We start from the raw sequence: 22,795 nt of genomic DNA on the forward strand, positions 1-22,795 counted from the left end.
CATCACGATCGACGACGGAGTCATCCATGCACCTGACCGCGCCCGCACCGGGCCTGCGCCGCCGGCTGATCGCCGGTCTCCTGATCCTGCTGGCGACGATCGTGGCGCTGCCGCTGGCCGCCGCGAGCCCCGCGGCCGCGATCGGCGAGTCGACCTTCACGAATCCGCTCGAGCCGGACACGGCCGACCCGACGATCGAGTTCCACGACGGGAACTACTACCTGGTCGCCACGACCTGGGACAACCGCGTGGTGATGCGCAAGGCGCCGACGCTCGCGGCGCTCGGCACCGCGACTCCGGTGACCGTCTACTCCGACACGAACCCGGGCCGGAACGCGAACATGTGGGCGCCCGAGCTGCAGCGGCTCGAGGGCCCGAACGGCTGGCGGTGGTACCTGATGTACACGATGGGCACCGCGGGGAACTTCGACGGCCAGCACCTCCAGGTGATCGAGAGCGCGGGCGACGACCCGATGGGCCCGTACAGCTACAAGGGCCGGCCGGTCCCGGTCGACTCCTGGAACATCGACGGCGCCTATCTGCAGCTGAACGGCGAGCTCTTCATGACCTGGTCGGCGTTCCAGCCGGGCAACGGGCTGCAGAGCAACTACATCGCCCGGATGTCGGACCCGTGGACCGCGGTCGGCCCGCTGAACGTGCTGTCCGAGCCGGTCGAGCCGTGGGAGACCATCGGCATGCCGGTCAACGAGGGTCCGATCCCGCTGCAGAAGGACGGCCGCACCTGGATCGTCTACTCGGCGAGCTTCTGCGGCACCGAGGACTACCAGCTCGGCACGCTCGAGTACGACGGCACCGGCGACCCGGTGCTCGCCTCCTCCTGGACCAAGAGCGACGGCCCGGTCTTCTCGAAGGCGAACGGCGAGTACGGCACCGGTCACAACGACTTCTTCGACTCGCCCGACGGCACCGAGACCTGGAACCTGTACCACGCGAACCCCGGCCCGAACGACGGCTGCAGCCGCCAGCGCTCGGCCCGCGCGCACCTCGTCGACTGGACCGCCGAGGGCGAGCCCGACTTCGGCGTCCCGCTCGGCACCGCCGCGCGGATCCCCGTGCCCAGCGGCGAGAACGCGCCGATCACGGCCCGCGTCGAGGGTGCGGCCTGGCAGCTGGTCAGCCGCAGCACCGGCCTCTGCGCCACGGTGTCCTCCGCCCAGAGCGGCGACGGCGCCGGCGTCGTGCAGGGCTCCTGCGCCACGCCCCGCGCGAGCTGGACGCTCGACAGCACCGGCGACGGCTTCGTCCGCGTCGTGAACGCGAGCAGTGGGACGTCGCTCGGGCCGGTCGGCTGCTCGACCGCCTCGGGTGCGTCGCTGCAGCAGTCCGCGTGGCTGACCACCTCCTGCCAGCAGTGGACGGTGGCTCCGGGTTCCGGCGGCTACTCGACGCTGACGAACCGCACCAGCGGCAAGGCGCTCGACGCGGCCTCCGGAGCGATCCGCCAGTCGACGCCGAGTGCCGCCGCCTCTCAGGAGTGGGCGCTGCGCCCGGTCGGCGCGGTCGCCGTCACCTCGCTCGTCACCGGCAAGTCCTTCGACCTGCCGAACTGCTCCACCGCCGACGGCGCGGTGCTGCAGCAGCGGGAGTGGCTCGGCTCGCCGTGCCAGCGCGTGACGTTCACGGCCGCCGCGGACGGCGCCGTCGAGATGCACCCCGTCTCGGCCGCGGCCAAGTGCCTCGCGGTCACCGGAGGCTCCACCGCCGACGGCGCGACCGTCACGCAGGGCGCGTGCGGCGTGACCGGCAGCAGCTGGCGGCTCCGCCCGGGCAACGACGGCACCGTCGAGCTCCGCGCCGTGCACAGCGGCAAGGCGCTCGACCTGTCGAACTGCTCGGACCAGAACGGCACCCGGATCGGCCAGTGGAGCGTGCTGAACAACGACTGCCAGCGCTTCCGCGTCTCGCTCGGTGCGCCGGCCGCGCCGGTCGCGCTGCAGCTCGCCGCCACCTCGTCGGTGCGCTGCGTCGCGGGCAAGCCGGTGCTCACCACGACGGTGAAGAACACGGACGACCTGCCCGCCGACATCACCGTCACCACCGCCTCCGGCACCAAGACCTTCCCGGCGGTCGCCGGCGGGAAGAACGCCACGGCGAGCTTCACGGTGCGCCAGCCGACGCTGGCCGCCGGCTCGGCCTCGGTGACGGGCGCCGGAGTCGACGACGCGGGCCGTGCGGCCACGCAGTCGGCCGCCTACCCCGCCATCACCTGCTGACGCCGGGTCTCGACAAGCCACCCCCCCCGTGCAAAGGAGCACCATGCCCACCCCCACCCGCCGCGCGCCCTTCCGCGCGGCCCTCGCCGCCCTCGGCCTCGGGGCGGTGCTCGCCGCCGGCCTCGTCGCCCCCACCGCGACGGCCGCCGACGCCGCGGTCCCCACCGCCGGCCTCCTCGCCGACTACCGCTTCAGCCAGACGACCGGCGCGACCGTCCCCAACTCGGCCGGCGGCGCCGTGGGAGCCGCGCGCGTCGTGAACGGGACGGACGCGCTCTGGACCGGCACGTCACTCCGTCTCGCCGGCGGCGCGAAGACCAGCGCGGCCCCCTGGGTCGAGCTGCCCGACGACCTGCTCACGGGCAAGACGTCAGGGACGGTCACGATCGAGACGCGCGCCGACGCCTCGATGCTGTCGACCTTCCACTTCCTCTGGAACATCGGCAGCGACAGCACCTCGCAGTACTGGTTCGCGTCCGTGCGCGACAAGGTGCGCACCGCGATCACGACCACCGGCGGTGGCGGTGAGAACAACGCCCGCGGCGCGTCCGGCATCGCGGCCGACCGCTGGTACAGCCTCAGCTCGGTGATCGACGGCGCCGCCGGCACGATCTCGTTCTACGTCGACGGCACCCGCGTCGCCTCCGCGCCCACCGCGCTGCGGCCCGCCTCGGTGACGGATCAGTCGCTGAACGCCATCGGCCGCGCGCCCTACCCCGACCCCTTCTACAAGGGGGAGGTGTCGACGTTCCGCGTCTACGACCGCGCCCTCACCGGCGAGGAGGTCGCGACGGTGTCGACCGTCGACGCGAAGCTGCACGCCTCGTCGTTCGCGCCGCTCACCGCGGCCGTGCTCGACGGCGTCACCCCGCTGACCATCGACGACTCGACCACGAACCTGCCCGACTACGGTGGCACCGTGACCTGGGCCTCGAACGACCCCACCCTCCGCGTCTCCGCCGACGGCCGCAACCTCGCCGCCGACCGCCCCGCCGCGGGCCAGGCCGCCCGCACATCGTCGCTGACCGCGACCGCGTCGATCCGCGGCGTCGCGCAGTCCCGTGCCGTCGCCGTCACCGTCGAGCCGCAGGTCGGCGTGGACACCCCCTACGGCTATCTGATGGTGCACTTCGTCGAGGACGCGCAGGGCTACGCCGAGAAGATCTACCTCGACGTCTCCCGCGGCGACGACCCGGAGAAGTGGGACCCGCTGAACGGCGGGAAGCCGATCCTCGCGTCCGACCTCGGCACGACCGGCGTCCGCGACCCGTACCTCACCTACAACCCCGAGACGAAGAAGTACTACATCATCGCCACCGACCTCCGCGTCTTCGGCGGCGACCAGGGCTCGGGCTCGTGCACCACCTGGTGCTACTGGACCACGCAGGGCAGCACGAAGATGAACGTCTGGGAGTCGAGCGACCTCGTCTCCTGGAGCGACCTGCGCCAGTTCGACGTCGCGCTCGACGCGGCCGGCACGAAGCAGCTCGAGGCCGGCATGATGTGGGCGCCCGAGGCGACCTGGGTCGCCGACTACAACGGGGCCGGCAAGGGCGCGTTCGTCGTCTACTGGTCCTCGACCGTGTACCCGAACGCCGCGCACACGCCAGGCACCGGCGCGTCGCGGGTGCTCTGGGGTGCGACCACCGACTTCACCCAGGCCACGTACTCCTACGGCGGCACCTTCATCGACACCGGCGCCGACGTCATCGACACCACGATGATCCAGGACGGCGGCACGACCTACCGCATCTCGAAGGACAACGGCACCGGCCGCGGCATCTACATGGAGTCCACGACCGCGAAGCAGTGGTGGCTCCCGTCCACCGCGTGGACGCAGCTGCAGGACCGCATCGGCGCCGTCTGGGCCGGCGGAAACGCCGGGGGAGTCGAAGGACCGGCCGTCTTCAAGGACCACGACGCCGATCGCTGGTACCTCTACGTCGACGTCATCCCCTCCACCGGCTACCGGCCGATGGTGACCACCGACCTCGACGCCGGCTGGACCCAGCTGAACGACCCCGGCTTCTCGCTGGCGCCGTCGACCAAGCACGGCGGCATCGTGTCGCTCACCGCCGGTCAGTACGCCGAGGTCCGCGCGGCCGACGCCGCGACCGCCGTGCGCTCCGACCTGGGTGAGGTGGGCTCCGTCGCCGCGCTGCCCGCCCGTGCCGACGTCGTCCTCGCCTACGACCGCGGCACCGCCTCGCAGCCGGTGACCTGGGACACCTCCTCCGTCGGCGCCGCTCCCGGCCGCTACCCGGTCACCGGAGTCGTGCGCACCATCGGCGCGAACGACAACCAGTGGGTCGGAGCGGGCGGATCGACCGAGTACAACGCGCCCGGCCGCGTGCTCTCCAGCTCGACGGCCGTGCGGGTGACCGCGACGGTGGTCGTGGCGGCGTCCACGGCGACGCTCACCGCGTCGACCCGCTGCGTGGCCGGCAAGGTCGTCGTGACCGGAGTCGTGAAGAACGCCGGCACCTCGCCGCTCACAGTCGTGATCCGCTCGGCCTGGGGCACCTCGCCCACGCTGACCGCGGCCCCCGGCGCGAACGCGACGCACGCCTTCACGACGCGCGCCACGTCCGTCGCCGCGGGCACCCTCACCGCGACGGCCGGCGCCGCCACCCTGCAGGCCCCGTACACGGCCCGCACCTGCAACTGACCCGAACACGCTGGTCGAGCAGCGCGCAGCGCGGCCCATGCTGGTCGAGTAGCGCGCAGCGCGGCCCATGCTGGTCGAGTAGTGCGCAGCGCGGCCCATGCTGGTCGAGTAGCGCGAAGCGCGTATCGAGACCCACCCCTCAGGCGACGGTGGATCTCGATACGCCCTCTGCGAGGGCTACTCGATCAGCATGAAGCGGCGCGGGTGCCGGGCGTGCGTGAGCGGGCCGGCGCAGCATGAAGTGCCGCATGCGCATGCGCACCCCATGCTGGTCGAGTAGCGCGAAGCGCGTATCGAGACCCACCCATCAGGCGACGGTGGATCTCGATACGCCCTCTCCGAGGGCTACTCGATCAGCATGGATCAGGGCCGGCGTGCTGTGCCGGGATGTGCGACCCCTGTTGGTCGAGTAGCGCGAAGCGCGTATCGAGCTGAGGGGGCGCCTTCGGCGCCAGCGCAGGGCGGGGAAGAGACCGACGTCCTTGCGGTGGTGGGTCTCGATACGCCCCTGCGGGGCTACTCGACCAGCATGTCTGCGGGCGTCTCTTCCAAGTAGACCCACCCATCAGGCGACGGTGGATCTCGATACGCCCTCTCCGAGGGCTACTCGATCAGCATGGGGCGGCGCGGGTGCCGAGCGTGCGTGAGCGGGCCGGCGCAGCATGAAGTGCCGCATGAGCATGCGCACCCCATGCTGGTCGAGTAGCGCGCAGCGCGTATCGAGACCCACCCGCCGGGTGGTGGTGGATCTCGATACGCCCGCTTCGCGGGCTACTCGATCAGCATGAGCGGCGCATGCTGGTCGAGGGGCGCGCAGCGCGTCAGGACCCGCGTTCGTCAGAACGGGGGTGGTGAGTCCTCGAAGCGGGGGCCCGGCGGGGCGCCGGCGAGGGCCGGTCGGCGGACGGTGACGAGGCGGCCGGTGGGGGTGGTCCAGACGATGCTGCCGTCCTTGCGGGGGACGTAGGTCCAGCGGTCGCCGTGGCGGATGTGGTGGTGGGACGTGCAGAGGCAGACGAGGTTCTCGAGGGACGTCTCTCCGCCGTTCCTCCATTCGAGGGTGTGGTCGGCCTCCGCTCGGGAGGCGGTGCGGGTGCAGCCGGGGAAGCGGCAGGTCTGATCGCGCAGCTGGAGGTGCAGGCGCATCTGCGGGGGCGGGACTCGGTAGGTGCGGCCGACGGAGACGACCGCGCGGGTATCGGGGTCGGTGAGGACGCGGGTGAACGACGCGCCCGTCTCGACCAGCGCTCGGGCGAGATCGGCCGGAATGAGGCCGTAACCGTCGAGGTTCGCGGGGGCATCGTCCAGACCGGCAGCAGTCGATGCGGCGAGGGTGAGGCGCACCTCCGCGCGGATCCCGGGCACGTACGACGCGGACAGCTGAGGCCCGTCGCCCGCGGGCGTGGTGCCGGCGATGTCGCCGTCACGCAGCAGATCGGTGAAGACGTCGGCCTTCAGCTGTGCCAGCGTGCGCTCGTCGCCGCCGTCGCGGAGGGAGCGGGCGATGCGGTCGACGCGCTCGGCGATGCCCATCGCGTCCGGCGCGGGCAGCAGCGCGCAGAGCGTCGCCATGCCGTCGACCTCCGGCGAGATCCAGACGGCGCGGTCCTGCCGGGCGCGGACGTGCCGCTGGGCGAGGGGCTCCTCGTGCAGCTCGTCGCGGAGTCGGGCGACGATCCGCCTCAGCTGCGTCGGGGTCACGTCCGGGGCGACTTCGGCGGCGCGCTCGTCGAACCGGGCGCGGGAGGCGGGAGGGAGGGTGGCGGCGGTGGCGCAGACGATCTCGCTCGAGTCCCACAGCAGCCGGCCGTCGGCCAGCAGGGTGCGGGTGCAGGGGAGGTCCTCGACGAGCAGCCGGGCGTGCTCGAGGACCGTCTCCGTGGCCCGCTCGGACAGGCGGAGCTTGACCGCGAACTCGGCGCGGATCGATCGCTCGACCAGGGAGTGCGCCTCGCTGCGGGAGAGCGACTTGCCGCGGGCGAACGCGTCGGGGACGGTGACCGCGGAGCGGTAGGCGAGGTGCAGGGTCTGCGCGCGGGTGAGGAGCAGCTGTGCGGAGGTGCGTCCGATCTCCGCGGCGATGTCGGTCAGCGCGTCGACGGCGGCGAGCGCGCTCGGCTGTCCTGCCGCTCCCGGGTCGCTGTGCTCATCCATACGCGTATTGAACCAGGGACCACCGACACCCGAGCGGCCGTCGGGCGGAACCCTCGGACAACTCCGCGAGATCGGATCTGTGGAGGAGAGCGCTACTCCCGCCGCCACTCCTCGAGGAACTCGGCGGTGGTCTTCGTCTCGAGCTCCAGCTCGATCTGCCCGAGCAGGACGTAGGGGTCGCCGATGTCGGCGGGCGTGCGGATGACCTCGGCGCCGGTGTCGAGGCGGGTGACCACGAGGTCGTGCGTCGTCATCACGCCGCCGCCGAGCAGGGCGTCGATCGTCATCCGGAGCCAGGTCAGCGTCCGGGGCCGCAGCTCGGCCCGCAGGTACTCGGCCGCGACCTCGCGCTCGCCGTCGTCGTCCCGCCCGTCGTCGTCCCGCCCGTCGTCCTCGTTCACGCCGTCACTGTAGCGAGCGCCCCCCCCGGCTCGGCGTCAGTGGCGCACCTGGAACCAGCGGATCAGCTCGCGCAGCGCCGGCAGCGTCGCGCTCGCGTCGACGTCGGTGTCGATGTCCTCGAAGGTGCTGCGGTAGCCGGGCAGCTCGGTCGTCATCGAGTCGGTGATCGCCTCGTACGCCATCGTCCAAGAGGGGAACAGCCGCTGCGCCGGCGCCTCCTCGAGCAGCACGCGCAGCCCGGCGTGCCGGGGGTCGTCGGCGATGATCGCCATCCGCTCGCGCAGCGTCGCGCTCGGTCCCTCGAGCAGCTGCAGGAACCGCCCGTCGCGGAACAGCAGGATGCCGGTCAGGCCGAGGCGCTCGTTGTTCGCGCGGCACTGCTCGAGCAGCGCGGGCAGGTCCGCCTCCTCGAGACCGGCGGCGGTGTGGCTCGCGTAGACGATGGAGCGGAGGTCGTCGTCCTGGGACGGGCGAGCAGCGGAGTCGGACATGACGCCATCCCATCAGGGGTGCGGGGAGACGGCAGCCCCCTGCCCTGATCCGCGCGGCCCTGCTATGCGTCGCGCCAGGAGGCCTCACAGCAGGTCCGCTCCGCCGCTCCTTCGAGCCCGCTCAGCCCGCGCACCGAAACCTCACCGAAAGCTAATTGTTCACGGTAACATCGCGCTCAGTACCGATCTCAACGACGAGAGGCCCCACGAATGACGACGAGACGACGGATCCCGATCGCGACCGCGGCGGTGATGGCGCTGACGGCGGGACTGCTCGCGGTCGGCCCGACCGCGCAGGCCGCACCGGCCACCTCCCTCGACAGCGCGAAGGTGCTCGAGCTGCCCTTCGACGGCAGCATCACTGACACCAGCGGTCGCGGCAACACGGTCGGGATGCAGAAGGGCACCGCCGCCTACGGCACCGGTCTCGCCGGCCAGGCCTTCGAGTTCACCGGTTCCAACGCGGTGTCGCTCGGCACCGACGCCCGGCTCCAGCCCGCCGACCTGACGGTCTCGTTCTGGTACAAGCCCACCGCAGCGATGACCGGCGAGCAGGTCTTCACCTGGAACAAGACCGCCTACAACTCCGACGGCTGGTACCTCACCTCCGAGAGCGACGCGACCCCGCTCGCGCTCTCGATCGGACCCTCGACCGGACAGCCCTACAAGGTCGCGATCGACACCGCCCGCGCCGGCTTCTTCCCGACGAACGAGTGGACCCATGTCGTCGCCACCTACGACAGGGCGACCAAGCAGGTCGCGTTCTACCGCAACGGCGTCAAGCAGCCCACCGTCACCAAGTCCGAGGCGACCGGAGCGGCCACCGGCGTGCTCGGCTCCGAGGGCACCTCGACCAAGACCCTCGGCTTCAACGGCCCGCAGTACAACGGTGCGCACCTGCGCGGACTCCTGGACGACTACGTCCTCTACGGCAAGGTCGCCACGACCACCGACGTCGTCGCGCTGACCAAGGCGCACAACGCGTCCTTCGACCCGGCCGCCGTCGCGAAGGCCGACCTCGACGCCGTCACCCTGCCCGCGAGCACGAGCACCGGCTTCTCCGTGCCGACCCGCGGCGCGAAGGGCTCCGACCTCAGCTGGACCTCCTCCGACGAGTCCGCGATCGCGATCTCCGGCGGCACCGCCACGGTCACCCCGCCCACCGGCGCCGCGACGACCGTCACCCTCACCGGCTCCTCGACCTACGGCGGCAGCACGGCCGTCACCCGCACCTTCGCGATCCAGGTGCAGCCGAAGGGCGTGAAGAGCTCGAGCTACCTGCAGGAGGCCGGCCTCTCGGACGTCACTGTCCAGGACCCGTACCTCGACAACGGCGAGCAGCAGACCGTCGAGTACCTGCTCAGCCTCGACCCCGAGATGTTCCTGCACTCCTTCTACACGCAGGCCGGGCTCACCCCGACCACGGCCGGCGGCTACGGCGGCTGGGAGCGCGAGAGCGGCACCCGGTTCCAGGGCCACTTCTTCGGCCACTACATCTCCGGCCTCTCGCAGGCCTACGCGAGCGATCAGGACCCGACCACCAAGGCCGCTCTGCTCGCGAAGCTGACCGCCTCCGTCGACGGCCTGAAGAAGGTCCAGGACGCCTACGCGCTCAAGGACCCGGCCAATGCCGGCTACGTCTCGCCGTTCCCGGTGAGCTACCTGCCCTCCGGCGCCGACGGCCTGCTCGTGCCGTTCTACAACCTGCACAAGGTGCTCGCGGGCCTGCTCGACGCGCACCAGTACGCGCCGAGCGCCGTGTCCGCGGAGGCGCTCGTCGTCGCCGACGGCTTCGGCTCCTGGATCACGACCTGGGCCGGCCGCCAGGCGGACCCGGGTCAGCTGCTCAACACCGAGTACGGCGGGATGAACGAGGCGCTCTACCGCCTCTACGAGACCACGCAGAAGCCGGCGCACAAGCGCGCGGCCGAGTACTTCGACGAGACCGCGCTCTTCCGGAAGCTCGCGAACAACGAGGACGTCCTCAACGGACTGCACGCGAACACGACGATCCCCAAGCTGATCGGCGCGCTCAAGCGCTACACCCTCTTCACCGACGACCCCGCGCTGTACGCGACGCTGACCGCATCCGAGAAGGCGGACCTCGACATGTACCGCCGCGCCGCCGAGAACTTCTGGCGGATGGTGGACGAGAGCCACAGCTACGCGAACGGCGGCAACAGCCAGTCCGAGCACTTCCACGGCGCGGACACCCTCTACCAGTACGCGACCAACGGGCAGACGACCGGCTACGGGGAGAACTCCACCTCCGAGGGCTGCAACATCTACAACATGCTCAAGCTCACCCGGGCGCTGTTCCAGGTGACGAAGGACGTGAAGTACGCCGACTTCTACGAGAACGCGTTCATCAACGGCGTGCTCTCGGTGCAGAATCCGGAGACGGGCATGGTCACCTACTTCCAGCCGCAGACCGCGGGCTACGCGAAGGTGTTCGGTGAGGAGCACGACGAGTTCTGGTGCGATCACGGCACCGGCGTCGAGAGCTTCACCAAGCTCGGCGACTCGATCTACTTCGAGGGGCCGAAGACGGTCTACGTGAACCAGTTCCGCTCGTCGGTGCTGAGCTCGGGCGGCAGCAATCTGAAGGTGACGCAGACGGCCGACATCCCGAACACCGACACCGCGCGCTTCACGATCGCGGCGCTCGGAGCGGGAGCGGTCGCCGAGGGCACCACGCTGCGCCTGCGCATCCCTGCCTGGGTCGACGGCGCGCCGACGCTCACCGTGAACGGCGCCGTCCGCGACGTCGCCGCGCTGACCGAGGGCGGCTTCGCGGTCGTCCCGGTGGCGGCGGGCGACACCCTCACCTGGAAGCTGCCGGCCGCGGTCGCCGCGGTGGCGAACACCGAGAACGCGAACTGGACGGCCTTCACCTACGGGCCCGTCCTCCTCGCGACCGAGCTGAACCGGAACAACGTCGACGCCTCGTACCCCGCGGGCGTGCTCGTGCAGATGAGCGTCGCCGACAAGACGGTGAACTCGAACGTCGTCGTCGCGAACGCGGCCGCGTGGAAGTCCGCGGTGAAGCAGAACCTGCTCCGCCTGCCGAACGGCGCGAACGGCAACGGGGCGACGACGATGCGCTTCGGCATGACGAACGTGGACACCGCCTCCGAAGCCCGGATCTTCCAGCCGTACTACAGCCTCTACAACGCGCGCTACGCGACCTACATGACGCTCATCGCCCCCGACTCCGCGGAGGCGCAGGCGCTGATCCTCAAGCAGAAGCAGCAGCTGCGGGTGGAGGAGACGACGATCGACTCGCTGACCTCGTTCGACAACAACAACTCGGAGGCCGACAAGAACTACCGGTACAACCGCTCGGCGGTCGGGACCTGGCGCGGCGAGGGCTACCGCGACGGCGAGCGGTCGGCGGACGCGTACTTCCAGTACGACATGATCGTCGACCCGGCGCTGCCGAAGAACTACCTCGGCGTCCGCTACTACGGCGGCGACGCGGGGCGCACGTTCGACGTCTACGTCAACGACGTGAAGCTCAAGACCGAGGTGGTCTCGGGCGCTGCGGGCGCGCTGAACTGGTACGTGCAGTACGACGAGATCCCTCGGGCGGTGCTCGACGGGATCGCGGCGAAGGACAGCTGGAAGCGGAACCAGGCCGGCGCGTACGTCCTCGACGCGCAGGGGAACAAGGTGCCGAAGGTGACGGTGCGCTTCCAGGGCACCGGGACCGCGAGCAACGTCGGCGGCGTCTTCGGCGTCTACACGACGGAGTCGACCGGGTTCGCGACGAACGCGGAGCTGACGAAGCTGACCTCGTCCGTCGGGACGTTCTCGCCGGCGCTCGCCGCCGGAGTGCGCGACCTCACGCTGACCGTGCCGGTCTCGACGACGAGCGTCGCGCTCGACCTCGACCCGGCCGTGGCCAGCGGACTGGTGAAGGTCGACGGCGTGCTGATCGACGACACCGTCGCCCGGACCGTGACCCTCGCGGCCTCGGGGACCACGGACGTCGTGATCACCTCCTCCGCGCAGGACCACACGACGCTCGCGACCTACCGGCTCGCGATCGTCCGGGCCGCTCCTGCCGCCGTGATCGACCTGACGGTCTCGGCCACCACGCGCTGCGTCGCCGGCAAGGTCGTCCTGACGACGACGGCCCGAAACGACTCGAAGGCCGCCGCGTCGATCTCGATCGCGACGCCCTACGCCACGAAGTCCTACCCGGGCATCGCGGCGGGCAAGAGCGCGACGCAGGCCGACACGACCCGCGCCGTCTCGATCCCGGCCGGCACCGCGACCGTCACCGCGACGGCCACGATCGACGGCAAATCGGTGACGACGACGAAGGCGGCCCCCTACTCCGCCCGCGCCTGCGGCTGACCCCGCGCACCGACAGCGGCCGCCCGGGGACCCTTCCGGGCGGCCGCTCCGTCCTTCTTCCCTCCGCGAGATGCCACTTATGAGCAGTTTTCACGGCGTGTCGCGCTCATAAGTGGCATCTCGCGGCGGGGATCGGGGCGGGGGGAGGCGCCGGGCGTTATCTATTCGTTACACATCTCGACCAAACCGGCACCACACTGCGAACGGGCAGGTCAAGGGCGGAGCATGACTCCCATGGAACAGACAGGGAAGAACCCGCGCGTGCCGAAGCTGCGGTTCATCGCGCTCTCGGCCGTGGCCGGCATCGTCGTCGCGGGCGTGCTGCTCGCGATCGCCGAGCTCGTCGCGCTCGTCGTCGCGAAGAACGCCAGCCCGGTGCTCGCACTCGGCGCGTTCGTGGTCGACATCGTGCCGCGCCCGCTCAAGGAGTTCGCGATCGAGACCTTCGGCGCGAACGACAAGATCTTCCTGCTGGCGAGCATCGGCGTCGCCGTGCTGGTCGCCGCCGCCCTCGCCGGCGTGCTGCAGCTGATCCGCCCGCCGCTCGGCCAGATCCTGCTCGTGATCGCCGGCGGCCTCTCGATCGCCGCGATCGTCACCCGCACCGGCGCGACCCCGCTCTCCGCGGTGCCCACCCTGGTCGGCCTCGTCGTCGCGATGATCGTCATGCACCTGACCGTTTCGCGCCTGCGCCGCTGGCGCGCCGCGTCCGCCGCCGAGAAGACCGGGGCGGCCCCCGCCGCCCGCCCGGTCGGCATCGAGCGCCGCGGCTTCTTCCGCGTCACCCTGATCGCCGCCGTCGGCGCCGCCGTGATCGGCGCCGGTGCCCGTGCCGTCAACGCCGCCACCTCCTCGCTCGCCAGCGTGCGCGACGCCCTGCGCCTGCCCAGCCCGCGCAGCACCGTCTCGGTGCCCGCCGGCGCCGACCTCGGGATCGACGGACTCACTCCGCTCTACACGCCCAACGCCGACTTCTACCGCGTCGACACCGCGCTGACCGTGCCCTCGATCGATCCCTCCACCTGGTCGCTCAAGATCTCCGGGATGGTCGACCAGGAGGTCACGATGTCGCTGCAGGACATCTTCGACATGGGCCTGGACGAGTACGGCATCACCATGACCTGCGTCTCGTACCAGGTCGGCGGCGACCTGGTCGGCAACGCCAAGTGGCTCGGCGTCCCGCTCCGCGACGTGCTGAAGAAGGCCGGCGTCCAGAGCGGCGCGGACATGCTGCTCTCCACGAGCGTCGACGGCTACACCGCCAGCACCCCGCTCTCCGCGGTCACCGACGAGAACCTCGACGCGATCCTCGCCGTCGGGATGAACGGCGAGGCGCTGCCCTTCGAGCACGGCTTCCCGGTGCGGATGGTGATCCCCGGCCTCTACGGCTACGTCTCCGCCACGAAGTGGCTGACCGAGCTGAAGGTCACCACCTTCGCCGCCGACGAGGCCTACTGGACTCCGCGCGGCTACGACGCCGAGGCTCCGATCAAGATGTCCTCGCGGATCGACACCCCGCGCATCGACGCCGCGATCCCCGCCGGTGCGACCAAGATCGCCGGCGTCGCCTGGGCGCAGACCACCGGCATCGCCAAGGTCGAGGTCAGCGTCGACGACGGCGACTGGCAGGAGGCCACGCTGTCGACCCCGGTCAACCTCGACACCTGGGTGCAGTGGTACATCGACTGGGAGGCCGCGAGCGGCGCCCACTACGTCGCCGTCCGCGCGACCGACGCCAACGGCATGCTCCAGATCGAGGACCGCGCGGGCGTCGCCCCCAACGGCTCCTCCGGCTGGCAGCGCACCCTCGTCCGCGTCAGCTGACGCCTCGAGGCGTCTGGGCGACCCAGGTGCCTGCGGTGGGCGGATCTCGATACGCGCTCTGCGAGCGCTACTCGATCAGCATGAATCGGGGCCGACCCGCGACACGGCGCGGCCACCCCATGCTGGTCGAGTAGCCGCGAAGCGGCGTATCGAGACCCGCCGTTGCCAGCAGTGCGGCCGTGCAGACCCGGCTCCGGACGGTGGTGGATCTCGATACGCGCTCTGCGAGCGCTACTCGATCAGCATGATCGCCGCATGCTGGTCGAGGAGGCGCGGAGCGGCGTATCGAGACCCGCCGGCTCAGGGGCGGAAGGTGGCCGCGTGGTGCTCGGGGGCGAGGTGCGGGCCGGTGCCGAGCATGCGCTCGCGGAAGGTGGCGCCGGTGGGCTCGGGGTCGAGGCGGCCGCGGCGCCGCAGCTCGGGCTGCACGAGCTCGATGAAGTCGCGCATCGAGGCGAGGCCGAAGACCGCCTCGAGCATGATGCCGTCGAGGTCGGTCTCGTCCATCATCCGCTCGAGCTCGTCGGCGACCTCGACGGGGTCGCCGGTGATCGCGAAGCCGCGGGTGCCCTTGCCCTTCAGCTCGTCGAGGATCTCGCGCACGGTCGGCGCCGTGCCGTCCGGGCGGGTGAGGAAGCGGTCGATGTTGCTGGTGCCCATCTGGCCCGCCTGGTCGTCGAGGACCAGCTGCTCGGCGAGCGTGCGGTCGAGGTCGTAGGCCAGCAGATCGACGCCCGTGTTGCCGGCGTAGTAGTGCGCGGCCAGCTCGTCGGTCTGCAGGGCGTCGAACTCGGCGCGCAGCTGCGCCGCCTCCGCCGAGGTCGGAGCGACGACGATCGTGACGCCGACCATGACCTTCACCGACTGCGGGTCGCGGCCGTTCTCCGCGGCCCGGCGGCGGATGTCCACGATGTCGGCCGCGACCTTGCCGTAGGTCGAGCCCTGCACGAACACGCACTCGGCGTTCTTCGCGGCGAAGGCGCGGCCCACCGGCGACGTCCCGGCCTGGAAGAGCAGGGGCGAGCGCTGCGGCGACGGCGGCAGCGTGTGGTAGCCGTGCGAGCGGTAGAACTCGCCCTCGTAGGCGACCGGGCGGATCTTCTCGGGATCGGCGAAGACGTTGCGCTCGTGGTCGAGCACGATGACGTCGTCGTCGTTGCCGCCCTCCCAGAACGAGAAGGCGACGTCGACGTACTCCTGCGCGGCCCGGTAGCGCTCGTCGTGCGGGACCATCGCGGACTGGCCGAGCATCGCGGCCATCGTGTTCTGCGAGGCGCCGGTGACGATGTTCCAGCCGATGCGGCCGCGGGTGACGTGGTCGAGGGTGGAGAACTTGCGCACCGCGTGCAGCGGGTGGTCGGCGCCGGTGGTGCTGGTGACCACGAAGTTCAGGCGCTCGGTGCCGACCGCCAGCGCGGGGATGAGGTACGCGCCGTCGAGCGCGAAGGTCATGCCGGCCTCGACGAGGACGTCCGAGAGCTCGCCGCGGCGGGAGGAGTAGCCGAAGGAGCCGCCCGCGAAGAAGAGGAAGTCGAAGCCGGCGTCGTCGAGGAGGCGCGCCATCCGCTGCCAGTAGTCGATGTCGCGGAAGTCGCCGTCGCGGCTGCGCGGGTGCGACCAGCTGATGGTGCCGCCGACGTGCGGGGTGCCCGCTTCGAAGACTCCGAGGACGATCCGCTTCTGCATGCTCTCCCGCGTTCCGGCCGGCGTCCGCCGGCACTGCTCCGGGAACCCTAGCGAGCGCGCGTTTCGGGGCTGTTGCGGGGGAGTGCGTGGGGTGGGTGGGTGGGTCTCGATACGCCCGCTGCGCGAGCTACTCGACCAGCATGGAGGGCCACGGGCGGGCCGCTCGGCCAGCAGGTGCGCGCCTCATGTTGGTCGAGTAGCCCCGCAGGGGCGTATCGAGACCCGGCGTCCTCAGCAGGGCGGGTCTGCAGACTCCTGCTCTGATGCTGGTGGGTCTCGATACGCCCGCTGCGCGAGCTACTCGACCAGCATGGGAGGCGTGGGCTGCCGCCGACCCCGCACAACATCAGCTGAGACGGGGGTCCCTCCGCTGACAGGGGAGGCCCTGTGCTCTCAGCTGATGTTGTGCGCGGCGGGGTCTCGATACGCCCGCGGCGCGGGCTGCTCGACCAGCATGGAGGGCCGCGGCCCGGGCTACTCGACCAGCATGGAGGGCCTCGGCGCGGGCTGCGCGACCAGCACAATGCGCGCGACCGGCAGAGGGCGCGCCAGCATGCTGGTCGAGTAGCCGCGCAGCGGCGTATCGAGACCCGGCGTCAGCCGCCGATGCCCGTCAGGCCGAAGCGGAACTCGAGGCGGCCGTCGAGCGGCCGGACCTCGTACTCGGGGTGCGGGCGGGCGCCCCAGGAGTCGTCGCCCGCGACGCCGCGGCGGCGCAGCGCCGGGCGCAGCACGGTGCGCTGCACCGGCGGCAGCTCGTTCGGGTGCTGCGCGTTCTCGATCTCGTAGGGCGTCCACGGCAGGGCCGAGAACTCCATCCCGCCGGCGCAGTCGAGCAGCAGCCCGAAGCCTGCGTCGTCGGTCACCTCGGCCCAGCGCACTCCCGTGCGGCTTCCCGACTCCTGCGGCTTCAGGTACGGGGTCAGCTCGCGCGCGACGTCGCTCTCCCAGACGTCGAGACGCGCGCCGAGCCGGCGGTCGGAGTAGCACTCGTCCGGTCCGTCGCCGTACCAGCGCAGCCGGTGCGCGTCGGCGCCGGTGGTGAGCTGCATCCCGAACTCGGGCAGATCGGGCAGTCCGTCGGGCACCGTCATCGCGACGGTCACCTCGATTCGCCCGTCGCCGGTGACCCGGTAGTCGACGTCGCAGACCGCCCGCGGAGTGGTCGGCAGCTCGTAGCGGAAGCCGACGACCACCGCGTGCTCCTCGACGGACACCCGCGCCGTCCGCAGCGCCTCGCCCGCGGCCCGCGCGTAGCGGCTCGCCAGCAGCCACTGCCCGTCCTCGAAGGGACCGCCCCAGCCGCGCTCGTTCGAGGTGGGCGCGTGCCAGAAGGACGGCGTCGGGATCGAGGTGAGCAGCTCCCGGCCGCCCTCGGGCCCGCCACCCCAGCGGTACGACATCAGCCCGCCGTGCAGGCGGGAGAAGAGGACGCTGAAGTGCTCGCCCACGACGCCCACGTTGTGGGTGCCGTCGATGAGCTCGGGCCGCGGCGCGTGCTCCGGCCGCGAGAACCCCGCGACCTCGAAGACGTGCTGCCCGCGCGCGACGACGTGTCCCGCCGTCGCCCACCGCGTGTCCTCGCGCAGCCGGAGCTCGACGTCGAGCGTGTACTCGCCCGGCAGCTCCGGCAGCGGCACCGGCTGCGGGTACGACCCCGTCGCACCCGCCGCGACATCCGTCGCGAGCTCCCGCTCCGCCAGCACGCGTCCCTCCCGCCGCAGCACGACGACCGCCGCGTACGCGGAGGAGGAGGTGGCCAGCAGCCGGTTCCCGATCACGATCTCCGCCGCCGAGACGTCGACGCGGAACGACTGGTACAGGTGCGCGACCTCCTGCAGCTTCGGCGTCGGCGTGCGGTCGGCGAAGAGGATGCCGTTGCCGCTGAAGTCGCCGTCGTGCGGCGACTCCCCGCTGTCGCCGCCGTAGCCGAGGAACGGCACCCCGTGCCGGTCGGTCATCGCGACGGCCTGGTCCGCGAAGTCCCAGATGAAGCCGCCCTGGAACAGCGGCTCCCGCTCGGCCAGATCGAGGTAGCGGTCGACCGCGCCGAAGGAGTTGCCCATCGCGTGCGCGTACTCGCAGAGCAGGAACGGCTTGTCGCGGTGCTCCGCGAGGTACTGCTCGATCTCGGCGGCCGGCGTGTACATCTGGCTGACCACGTCGGTCGTCTCCGGGTAGCGGGAGTCCCAGTGCACCCCCTCGTAGTGCACCGGACGGTCGTCGACCGCGCGGAACCAGTCGGCGAGATCGCGGAGGACGGTGCCGCCGAACGACTCGTTGCCGAGCGACCACATCACCACGCTCGGGTGGTTCTTGTCGCGCTCGAGCAGGCTCCGCGCCCGGTCGTGCAGCGCGGGCGCCCAGCGGCCGTCGTCGCCGGGCACCGACTCGGCGAGCGGCGCGTCGAGGTAGCGGACGCGGTCCCACAGCCCGTGCGTCTCGAGGTTCATCTCGTCGATCACGAGGAAGCCGTACTCGTCGGCGAGGTCGTAGAAGTAGGAGTTGTTCGGGTAGTGGCTGGTGCGGATCGCGTTGACGCCCACCCGCTTGAGGATCCGGAGGTCCTTCTCCGTCTGCGCCCGGTCGACGACCCGCCCCTGCAGGCCGAACTCGTGCCGGTTGACCCCGCGGAAGACGACCCGCCGCCCGTTGAGGCTGAGCACGCCGTCCTCGATCGTGAAGCGGCGGAGCCCCACGGTCTGCGGGACCACCTCGGTCACGGCGCCGTCCGCGTCCCGCACGCGCACCGTCAGGCGGTGCAGGTGCGGGTCCTCGGGGCTCCACAGCCGCGGCTCCGCGAGCCGGAGGCGGTGCACGCCGTCCGGATCGAGCCGCAGCGGGCCGACGCCGTCGAGCTCGACCGTCGCCGAGCCCGCCCCGTCGAGCCGCAGCTCGACCGAGACCCCGGCACCGTCGTCGTCGACCGTCGTCCGCACGCGGAGGTCCTCGACGTGCACGCGCGGGCGGCGCAGCAGCACGACGTCGCGGAAGATGCCGGAGAAGCGGAAGAAGTCCTGGTCCTCGAGCCAGGAGCCGGCGCTCCACTTGACCACCTGCGCGGCGAGCAGGTTCTCGCCGGGCAGCAGCGCCTCGGTGAGGTCGAACTCGCCGGGCGAGAAGCTGTCGGCCGAGAAGCCGAGGTAGACGCCGTTCAGCCAGAGCGCGATCGTGCTCTCGGCGCCGCGCACGTCGAGCGCGATCCGCTCGCCGGGCGCGAGCGGCGCGTCCAGCTCGAAGGTCGTCCGGTAGGAGGCCGTCGGGTTGAACCGCTCGGGGGCCTGCCCGGGCAGGATGCTCTCGCGCCCGTCCCAGGGGTACTGCGTGTTCACGTACTGCGGGCGGTCGTGGCCGTGCAGCTGGATGTGCGCCGGCACGGGGATCAGCTCCCAGTCGCCCGCGTCGAAGTCCGGCCGCTCGAAGCCGGCCGGTGCGTCGGCCGGCCGGGGCGCGCAGTGGATCCGCCACAGCCCGTTCAGCGACTGCTCGAACGAGCTGACGCCCGTCGCGGCCTCCTCCGAGGAGCGGAACCAGCGGTGGTCGGAGTGCGCCGGCCGCCGGTTCTCGGCGAAGAAGCCGGGGTCGGAGAGCCGCGCGAGGTCGAACCCGGCGGCGGGCGCATCGGTGCCCGGGAGCTCCGCGAGGCTCACTTGATCGCCCCGGTGATGCCCTCGGCGAAGGAGCGCTGCAGGACCATGAAGACGATGACGGTGGGCACCGAGGCGAGGAAGACGGCCAGCATCAGCACGCCGTAGTCGACGACGTAGCCCGCGCTGAGGTTCGAGATCAGCATCGGCATGGTCTGGAAGTCGTTGTTCACCAGGATGACCTTGGGCCAGAGGAAGTTGTTCCAGGCGGTCATGAAGGTGATGACGGCGGCCGCGGCATAGGTCGAGCGCATCGACGGCAGGTAGATCCGGGCGAAGATCCCGAGCTCGCTGACCCCGTCGATCCGCGCGGCCTCGATGATCTCGTAGGGGAACGAGCGCGAGGCCTGCCGGAACAGCAGGATCAGGAACGGGGTCGAGATCGCCGGGATGATGACCGCGCCGAGGGAGTTGATCATCCCGACCTCGGCGAAGACCTGGAAGAGCGGGATCATCGTCGCCGCGAACGGGATCATGATCGCGATCAGCAGGACCGCCATCAGGAGGTCCTTGGCCCGCGAGTGGAAGACCTCGAAGCCGTAGCCGGCGATCGAGCAGACGATCAGCGCGAGCACCGTGGTGCCCACCGCGACGGTCGCCGAGTTCCACATCGCCGAGCCGACGTCCTGCAGATCGAGCAGTCCGGCGAAGTTGTCGAAGAGCGCCAGGCCCGGGATCATCCGCGAGTCGAGGACGTCCTGGCTGGTGTTCGTCGCCGAGACGGCCATGAAGTAGAGCGGGAAGATCGAGAAGAGCGCGAAGACCGAGAGGAAGAGGTACTTCGGCAGGCCGCGCAGCCGCGAGGAGAGTGGCGCGCTGCGGACGGGGACGGACTCGCTCGGAGTGACGGACTCGACGTCCTCGATCGCGGGCAGGGTGCTGACGCGCTCAATCACGCTTGTCACCGACTTTCAGCTGAACGAACGCGAGGACCGCGACGAGGATGAGGATCACGTAGGAGAGTGCGGAGGCGTAGCCGAAGTTCGGGTTCTTCAGGAACGAGACCTCGTAGAGGTAGTGCGACATCGACATGGTCGTGTAGGCCGGGCCGCCTCTGGTCAGCGCCCACGACTCGTCGAAGAGCTGCAGCGTCCCGTTGGTCGACATGATCGCGGTGAGCAGGATGATCGGCTTCAGCTGCGGGATCGTGACGTGCCAGAAGGTCTGCAGCGCGTTCGCGCCGTCCATCCGCGCGGCCTCGATGCTCGAGTAGTCGACGTTCTGCAGCGCCGCCAGGTAGAAGACCATGTTGTAGCCGGTCCAGCGCCAGAGCAGTCCGAGGATGATGACGAAGCGCCCGGTGTCCGGATTGCCGAGCCAGTTGATCGGCGAGTCCATCAGGCCGATGCCCATCAGCACGTCGTTGACGAAGCCGTCGTTGGCGAAGATCGTGCGGAAGACGAGCGAGTAGGCGACGAGGGAGACGGCGCACGGCAGGAAGATCGCGGTGCGCCAGAAGGTCTTGAACTTCAGGTTCCTGGTGTTGAGCAGGTTGGCCAGCACCAGCGCCATGATCAGCATGACCGGCACCTGGATGATCAGGTAGATGAAAGTGTTCTGCAGCGTCAGCCGGAAGATCTCGTCCTGCAGCAGGCGCTCGTAGTTCAGCCAGAACGGCTGCGCGTAGCTGAGGTTCGCCCCGCGGCCGGTCTGCAGCGAGAGCAGGAAGGCCTGGATCATCGGCAGGAAGCTCACCAGGAAGATGAGCACCGCCGCCGGCAGGAGGAAGGCCCAGCCGGTGAGGCTGCGGCGGCGCTCACCGGTCATGCGGATCGGGCGGCTGCGGAGATCGCGCTGCGGCCGGGGTGGGACGCGCAGGCGCGGGCGCGGAGGGGCGGAGGTCGACACGGGCGGGCTCGCATTCTCGGAAGGAGAGGGACGGGGAGGGACGGGCCGGGGAGGAGGAGTCCTCCCCGGCCCGGGGTGCGAGCCGGCTCGCGGTGACGTCGGGTCTCGGCGACGTCGGGTCTCGGTGACGCCGGCTCGCGGCGAGCCCTAGCTCATGGCGAACTCGACGTTCTTCTGCGCCTCCTCCAGCGCCGAGGCGGGGTCCGCACCGCCGATGATCTGCGTGATCGCGGCGCTCACGGCGTCGCGGCCCTCGTAGTAGTAGGCGCCGGTGTTGTTGCTCGGCACCTCGGCGCCGAACTCGGCGACCTCGGCGAAGATCGGCTGGCCGGCGAAGAACTCGTTCGGCTGCTCGTAGGCGGTCGAGGAGCCGGCGGGCAGCCAGTTCGCGACGGCGCCGGACTTCGGCAGGATCGTGTCGTAGAGCTCGGTCGAGCCGGCGAAGGTCGAGGCGAGGAAGTCGGCCGCGAGGTCGACGTCGGCGTTCGCGCTGATCGCCCAGGACGATCCGCCGCTGGCCGTGTAGTTGGTCGCGCCGGAGATGCCGTCGAGCGAGGGGACGTTCGTGATCGCCCAGTCACCGGCCTGGTCCTCGGCGGTCTGGATGGAGCCGACGATCCAGATGCCCTGGATGGTGCCGCCGACGGAGCCGTTCACGAAGGTGCCGAGGTACTCGTCCCACGAGTTGACCTCGACGAAGACGCCCGAGTCGACGAGCTGCTTGTAGACGTCGATCGCCGCGAGCAGTGCGTCGTTGTCGGTGATGGTGGGGTTGCCCTCGTCGTCGAAGAGGCTGGCTCCGGCGCTCTGCAGCATCATCATGATCATGTCCGAGGAGCCGGCCTGGCCCGAGAGCAGCGGCGATCCGGTCTTCGCCAGGACGTCCTTGCCCTTGGTGAGGAACTCCTCCCAGGTGATGTCGGTGAAGTCGTCGATCGTGTAGCCGGCCGCCTCGAGGACGTCGGTGCGCAGTGCGGTGACGGCGGTGCCCGAGTCGAACGGCACGCCGTAGTGCACGTCGTCGAGGGTCGAGTAGGCGGCGACGGCCTCGGGGAACTCCGCGAAGTCGACGGCGTCGGCGGGCAGCTCGCTGAAGATCTCGGGGTAGTTGACGAGGTTCTTCTGGAACGCGTTGTTCTGCATCAGGAAGACGTCGGGCAGCTCCTCGTACTGCTGCGACTGGGCCAGAGTGGTCAGCTTGGGCTGCAGGTCGTCCCAGGGGGTCTCGATGATGTCGAGCGTGAAGTCCGGGTGGTCCTTCTGGTAGATCTTCTCGGCCTCCTCGAGGGCCGCGATGTTGAACACCGGGTCCCAGGCCCAGACACTGAGCGTCTCGTCGCCGTCGCCTCCGCCGGCGGCGTTCCCGCCACCACCGCCGCCGGCCGCGCAGGCGCTCAGCGCGAGGACGAGGGGCAGGGAGACGGCCACGACGGTCGTGAACTTCTTGGAGCTTCTTCGCACGGATTCGTTCCTTCTGTG

At 70.8% G+C, this 22,795-nt stretch carries 12 protein-coding genes; 4 read left to right on the forward strand and 8 right to left on the reverse strand.

What is annotated here, in order from left to right:
* Positions 1-26 precede the first annotated feature (26 nt).
* Positions 27-2,234 carry an RICIN domain-containing protein gene (locus EDF45_RS01180; RefSeq protein WP_207905688.1) on the forward strand — a complete coding sequence of 736 codons (2,208 nt, stop codon included), beginning with the start codon at positions 27-29 and terminating at the stop codon, positions 2,232-2,234.
* A gap of 43 nt (positions 2,235-2,277) precedes the next feature.
* Positions 2,278-4,902 (forward strand): LamG-like jellyroll fold domain-containing protein, encoded by a 2,625-nt coding sequence (locus EDF45_RS01185; protein ID WP_123734656.1) that lies wholly within the window; start codon positions 2,278-2,280, stop codon positions 4,900-4,902.
* Between the two features lie 837 nt (positions 4,903-5,739).
* Here the strand turns inward: EDF45_RS01185 and EDF45_RS01190 are convergent.
* The 3 genes from EDF45_RS01190 to EDF45_RS01200 all read right to left on the reverse strand — a co-directional run bounded on the left by EDF45_RS01190 (position 5,740) and on the right by EDF45_RS01200 (position 7,949).
* Positions 5,740-7,056, reverse strand: a complete 1,317-nt coding sequence (locus EDF45_RS01190) for an HNH endonuclease signature motif containing protein (RefSeq protein ID WP_123734657.1) — start codon at positions 7,054-7,056, stop codon at positions 5,740-5,742.
* A 92-nt stretch (positions 7,057-7,148) separates the two neighbouring features.
* Positions 7,149-7,457 (reverse strand): hypothetical protein, encoded by a 309-nt coding sequence (locus tag EDF45_RS01195; protein ID WP_123734658.1) that lies wholly within the window; start codon positions 7,455-7,457, stop codon positions 7,149-7,151.
* A gap of 36 nt (positions 7,458-7,493) precedes the next feature.
* Positions 7,494-7,949 carry a BLUF domain-containing protein gene (locus tag EDF45_RS01200; protein ID WP_123734659.1) on the reverse strand — a complete coding sequence of 152 codons (456 nt, stop codon included), beginning with the start codon at positions 7,947-7,949 and terminating at the stop codon, positions 7,494-7,496.
* Between the two features lie 210 nt (positions 7,950-8,159).
* On the opposite strand from EDF45_RS01200, the gene EDF45_RS01205 reads away from it, so the two are divergent.
* Both EDF45_RS01205 and EDF45_RS01210 read left to right on the forward strand, forming a co-directional pair.
* A complete protein-coding gene (locus EDF45_RS01205; protein WP_123734660.1) occupies positions 8,160-12,311 on the forward strand; it encodes a beta-L-arabinofuranosidase domain-containing protein in 4,152 nt (1,383 codons plus the stop codon).
* A gap of 234 nt (positions 12,312-12,545) precedes the next feature.
* The gene (locus tag EDF45_RS01210; RefSeq protein WP_123734661.1) at positions 12,546-14,135 is read left to right on the forward strand and encodes a molybdopterin-dependent oxidoreductase; all 1,590 of its coding nucleotides are present in this window, start codon (positions 12,546-12,548) and stop codon (positions 14,133-14,135) included.
* 300 nt (positions 14,136-14,435) lie between these two features.
* Here the strand turns inward: EDF45_RS01210 and EDF45_RS01215 are convergent, their stop codons facing one another.
* From EDF45_RS01215 to EDF45_RS01235, 5 genes are all read right to left on the reverse strand, one after another.
* Positions 14,436-15,821, reverse strand: coding sequence for an NtaA/DmoA family FMN-dependent monooxygenase (locus tag EDF45_RS01215; RefSeq protein WP_123734662.1), 1,386 nt, complete (start codon positions 15,819-15,821; stop codon positions 14,436-14,438).
* A gap of 596 nt (positions 15,822-16,417) precedes the next feature.
* The gene (locus EDF45_RS01220) at positions 16,418-19,471 is read right to left on the reverse strand and encodes a glycoside hydrolase family 2 TIM barrel-domain containing protein (protein WP_123734663.1); all 3,054 of its coding nucleotides are present in this window, start codon (positions 19,469-19,471) and stop codon (positions 16,418-16,420) included.
* Positions 19,468-20,364, reverse strand: coding sequence for a carbohydrate ABC transporter permease (locus EDF45_RS01225; protein WP_243581115.1), 897 nt, complete (start codon positions 20,362-20,364; stop codon positions 19,468-19,470). The genes EDF45_RS01220 and EDF45_RS01225 overlap by 4 nt, the downstream gene beginning before the upstream one ends.
* Complete coding sequence (locus EDF45_RS01230) at positions 20,357-21,235, reverse strand: carbohydrate ABC transporter permease (RefSeq protein WP_123446593.1); 879 nt, start codon at positions 21,233-21,235, stop codon at positions 20,357-20,359. The genes EDF45_RS01225 and EDF45_RS01230 overlap by 8 nt, the downstream gene beginning before the upstream one ends.
* Before the next feature lie 228 nt (positions 21,236-21,463).
* Positions 21,464-22,777 carry an extracellular solute-binding protein gene (locus EDF45_RS01235; protein ID WP_123734664.1) on the reverse strand — a complete coding sequence of 438 codons (1,314 nt, stop codon included), beginning with the start codon at positions 22,775-22,777 and terminating at the stop codon, positions 21,464-21,466.
* Positions 22,778-22,795: the final 18 nt, after the last annotated feature.

This window comes from Rathayibacter sp. PhB186, assembly GCF_003751825.1.
Taxonomy (GTDB): Bacteria; Actinomycetota; Actinomycetes; order Actinomycetales; family Microbacteriaceae; genus Rathayibacter; species Rathayibacter festucae.

Excerpts from the sequence above, each read along its gene's own strand:
- EDF45_RS01180 (WP_207905688.1), top strand. The coding sequence starts at position 27 with ATGCACCTGACCGCGCCCGCACCGGGCCTGCGCCGCCGGCTGATCGCC.
- EDF45_RS01185 (WP_123734656.1), top strand. The coding sequence starts at position 2,278 with ATGCCCACCCCCACCCGCCGCGCGCCCTTCCGCGCGGCCCTCGCCGCC.
- EDF45_RS01190 (WP_123734657.1), bottom strand. The coding sequence starts at position 7,056 with ATGGATGAGCACAGCGACCCGGGAGCGGCAGGACAGCCGAGCGCGCTC.
- EDF45_RS01200 (WP_123734659.1), bottom strand. The coding sequence starts at position 7,949 with ATGTCCGACTCCGCTGCTCGCCCGTCCCAGGACGACGACCTCCGCTCC.
- EDF45_RS01205 (WP_123734660.1), top strand. The coding sequence starts at position 8,160 with ATGACGACGAGACGACGGATCCCGATCGCGACCGCGGCGGTGATGGCG.
- EDF45_RS01210 (WP_123734661.1), top strand. The coding sequence starts at position 12,546 with ATGGAACAGACAGGGAAGAACCCGCGCGTGCCGAAGCTGCGGTTCATC.
- EDF45_RS01215 (WP_123734662.1), bottom strand. The coding sequence starts at position 15,821 with ATGCAGAAGCGGATCGTCCTCGGAGTCTTCGAAGCGGGCACCCCGCAC.
- EDF45_RS01230 (WP_123446593.1), bottom strand. The coding sequence starts at position 21,235 with ATGACCGGTGAGCGCCGCCGCAGCCTCACCGGCTGGGCCTTCCTCCTG.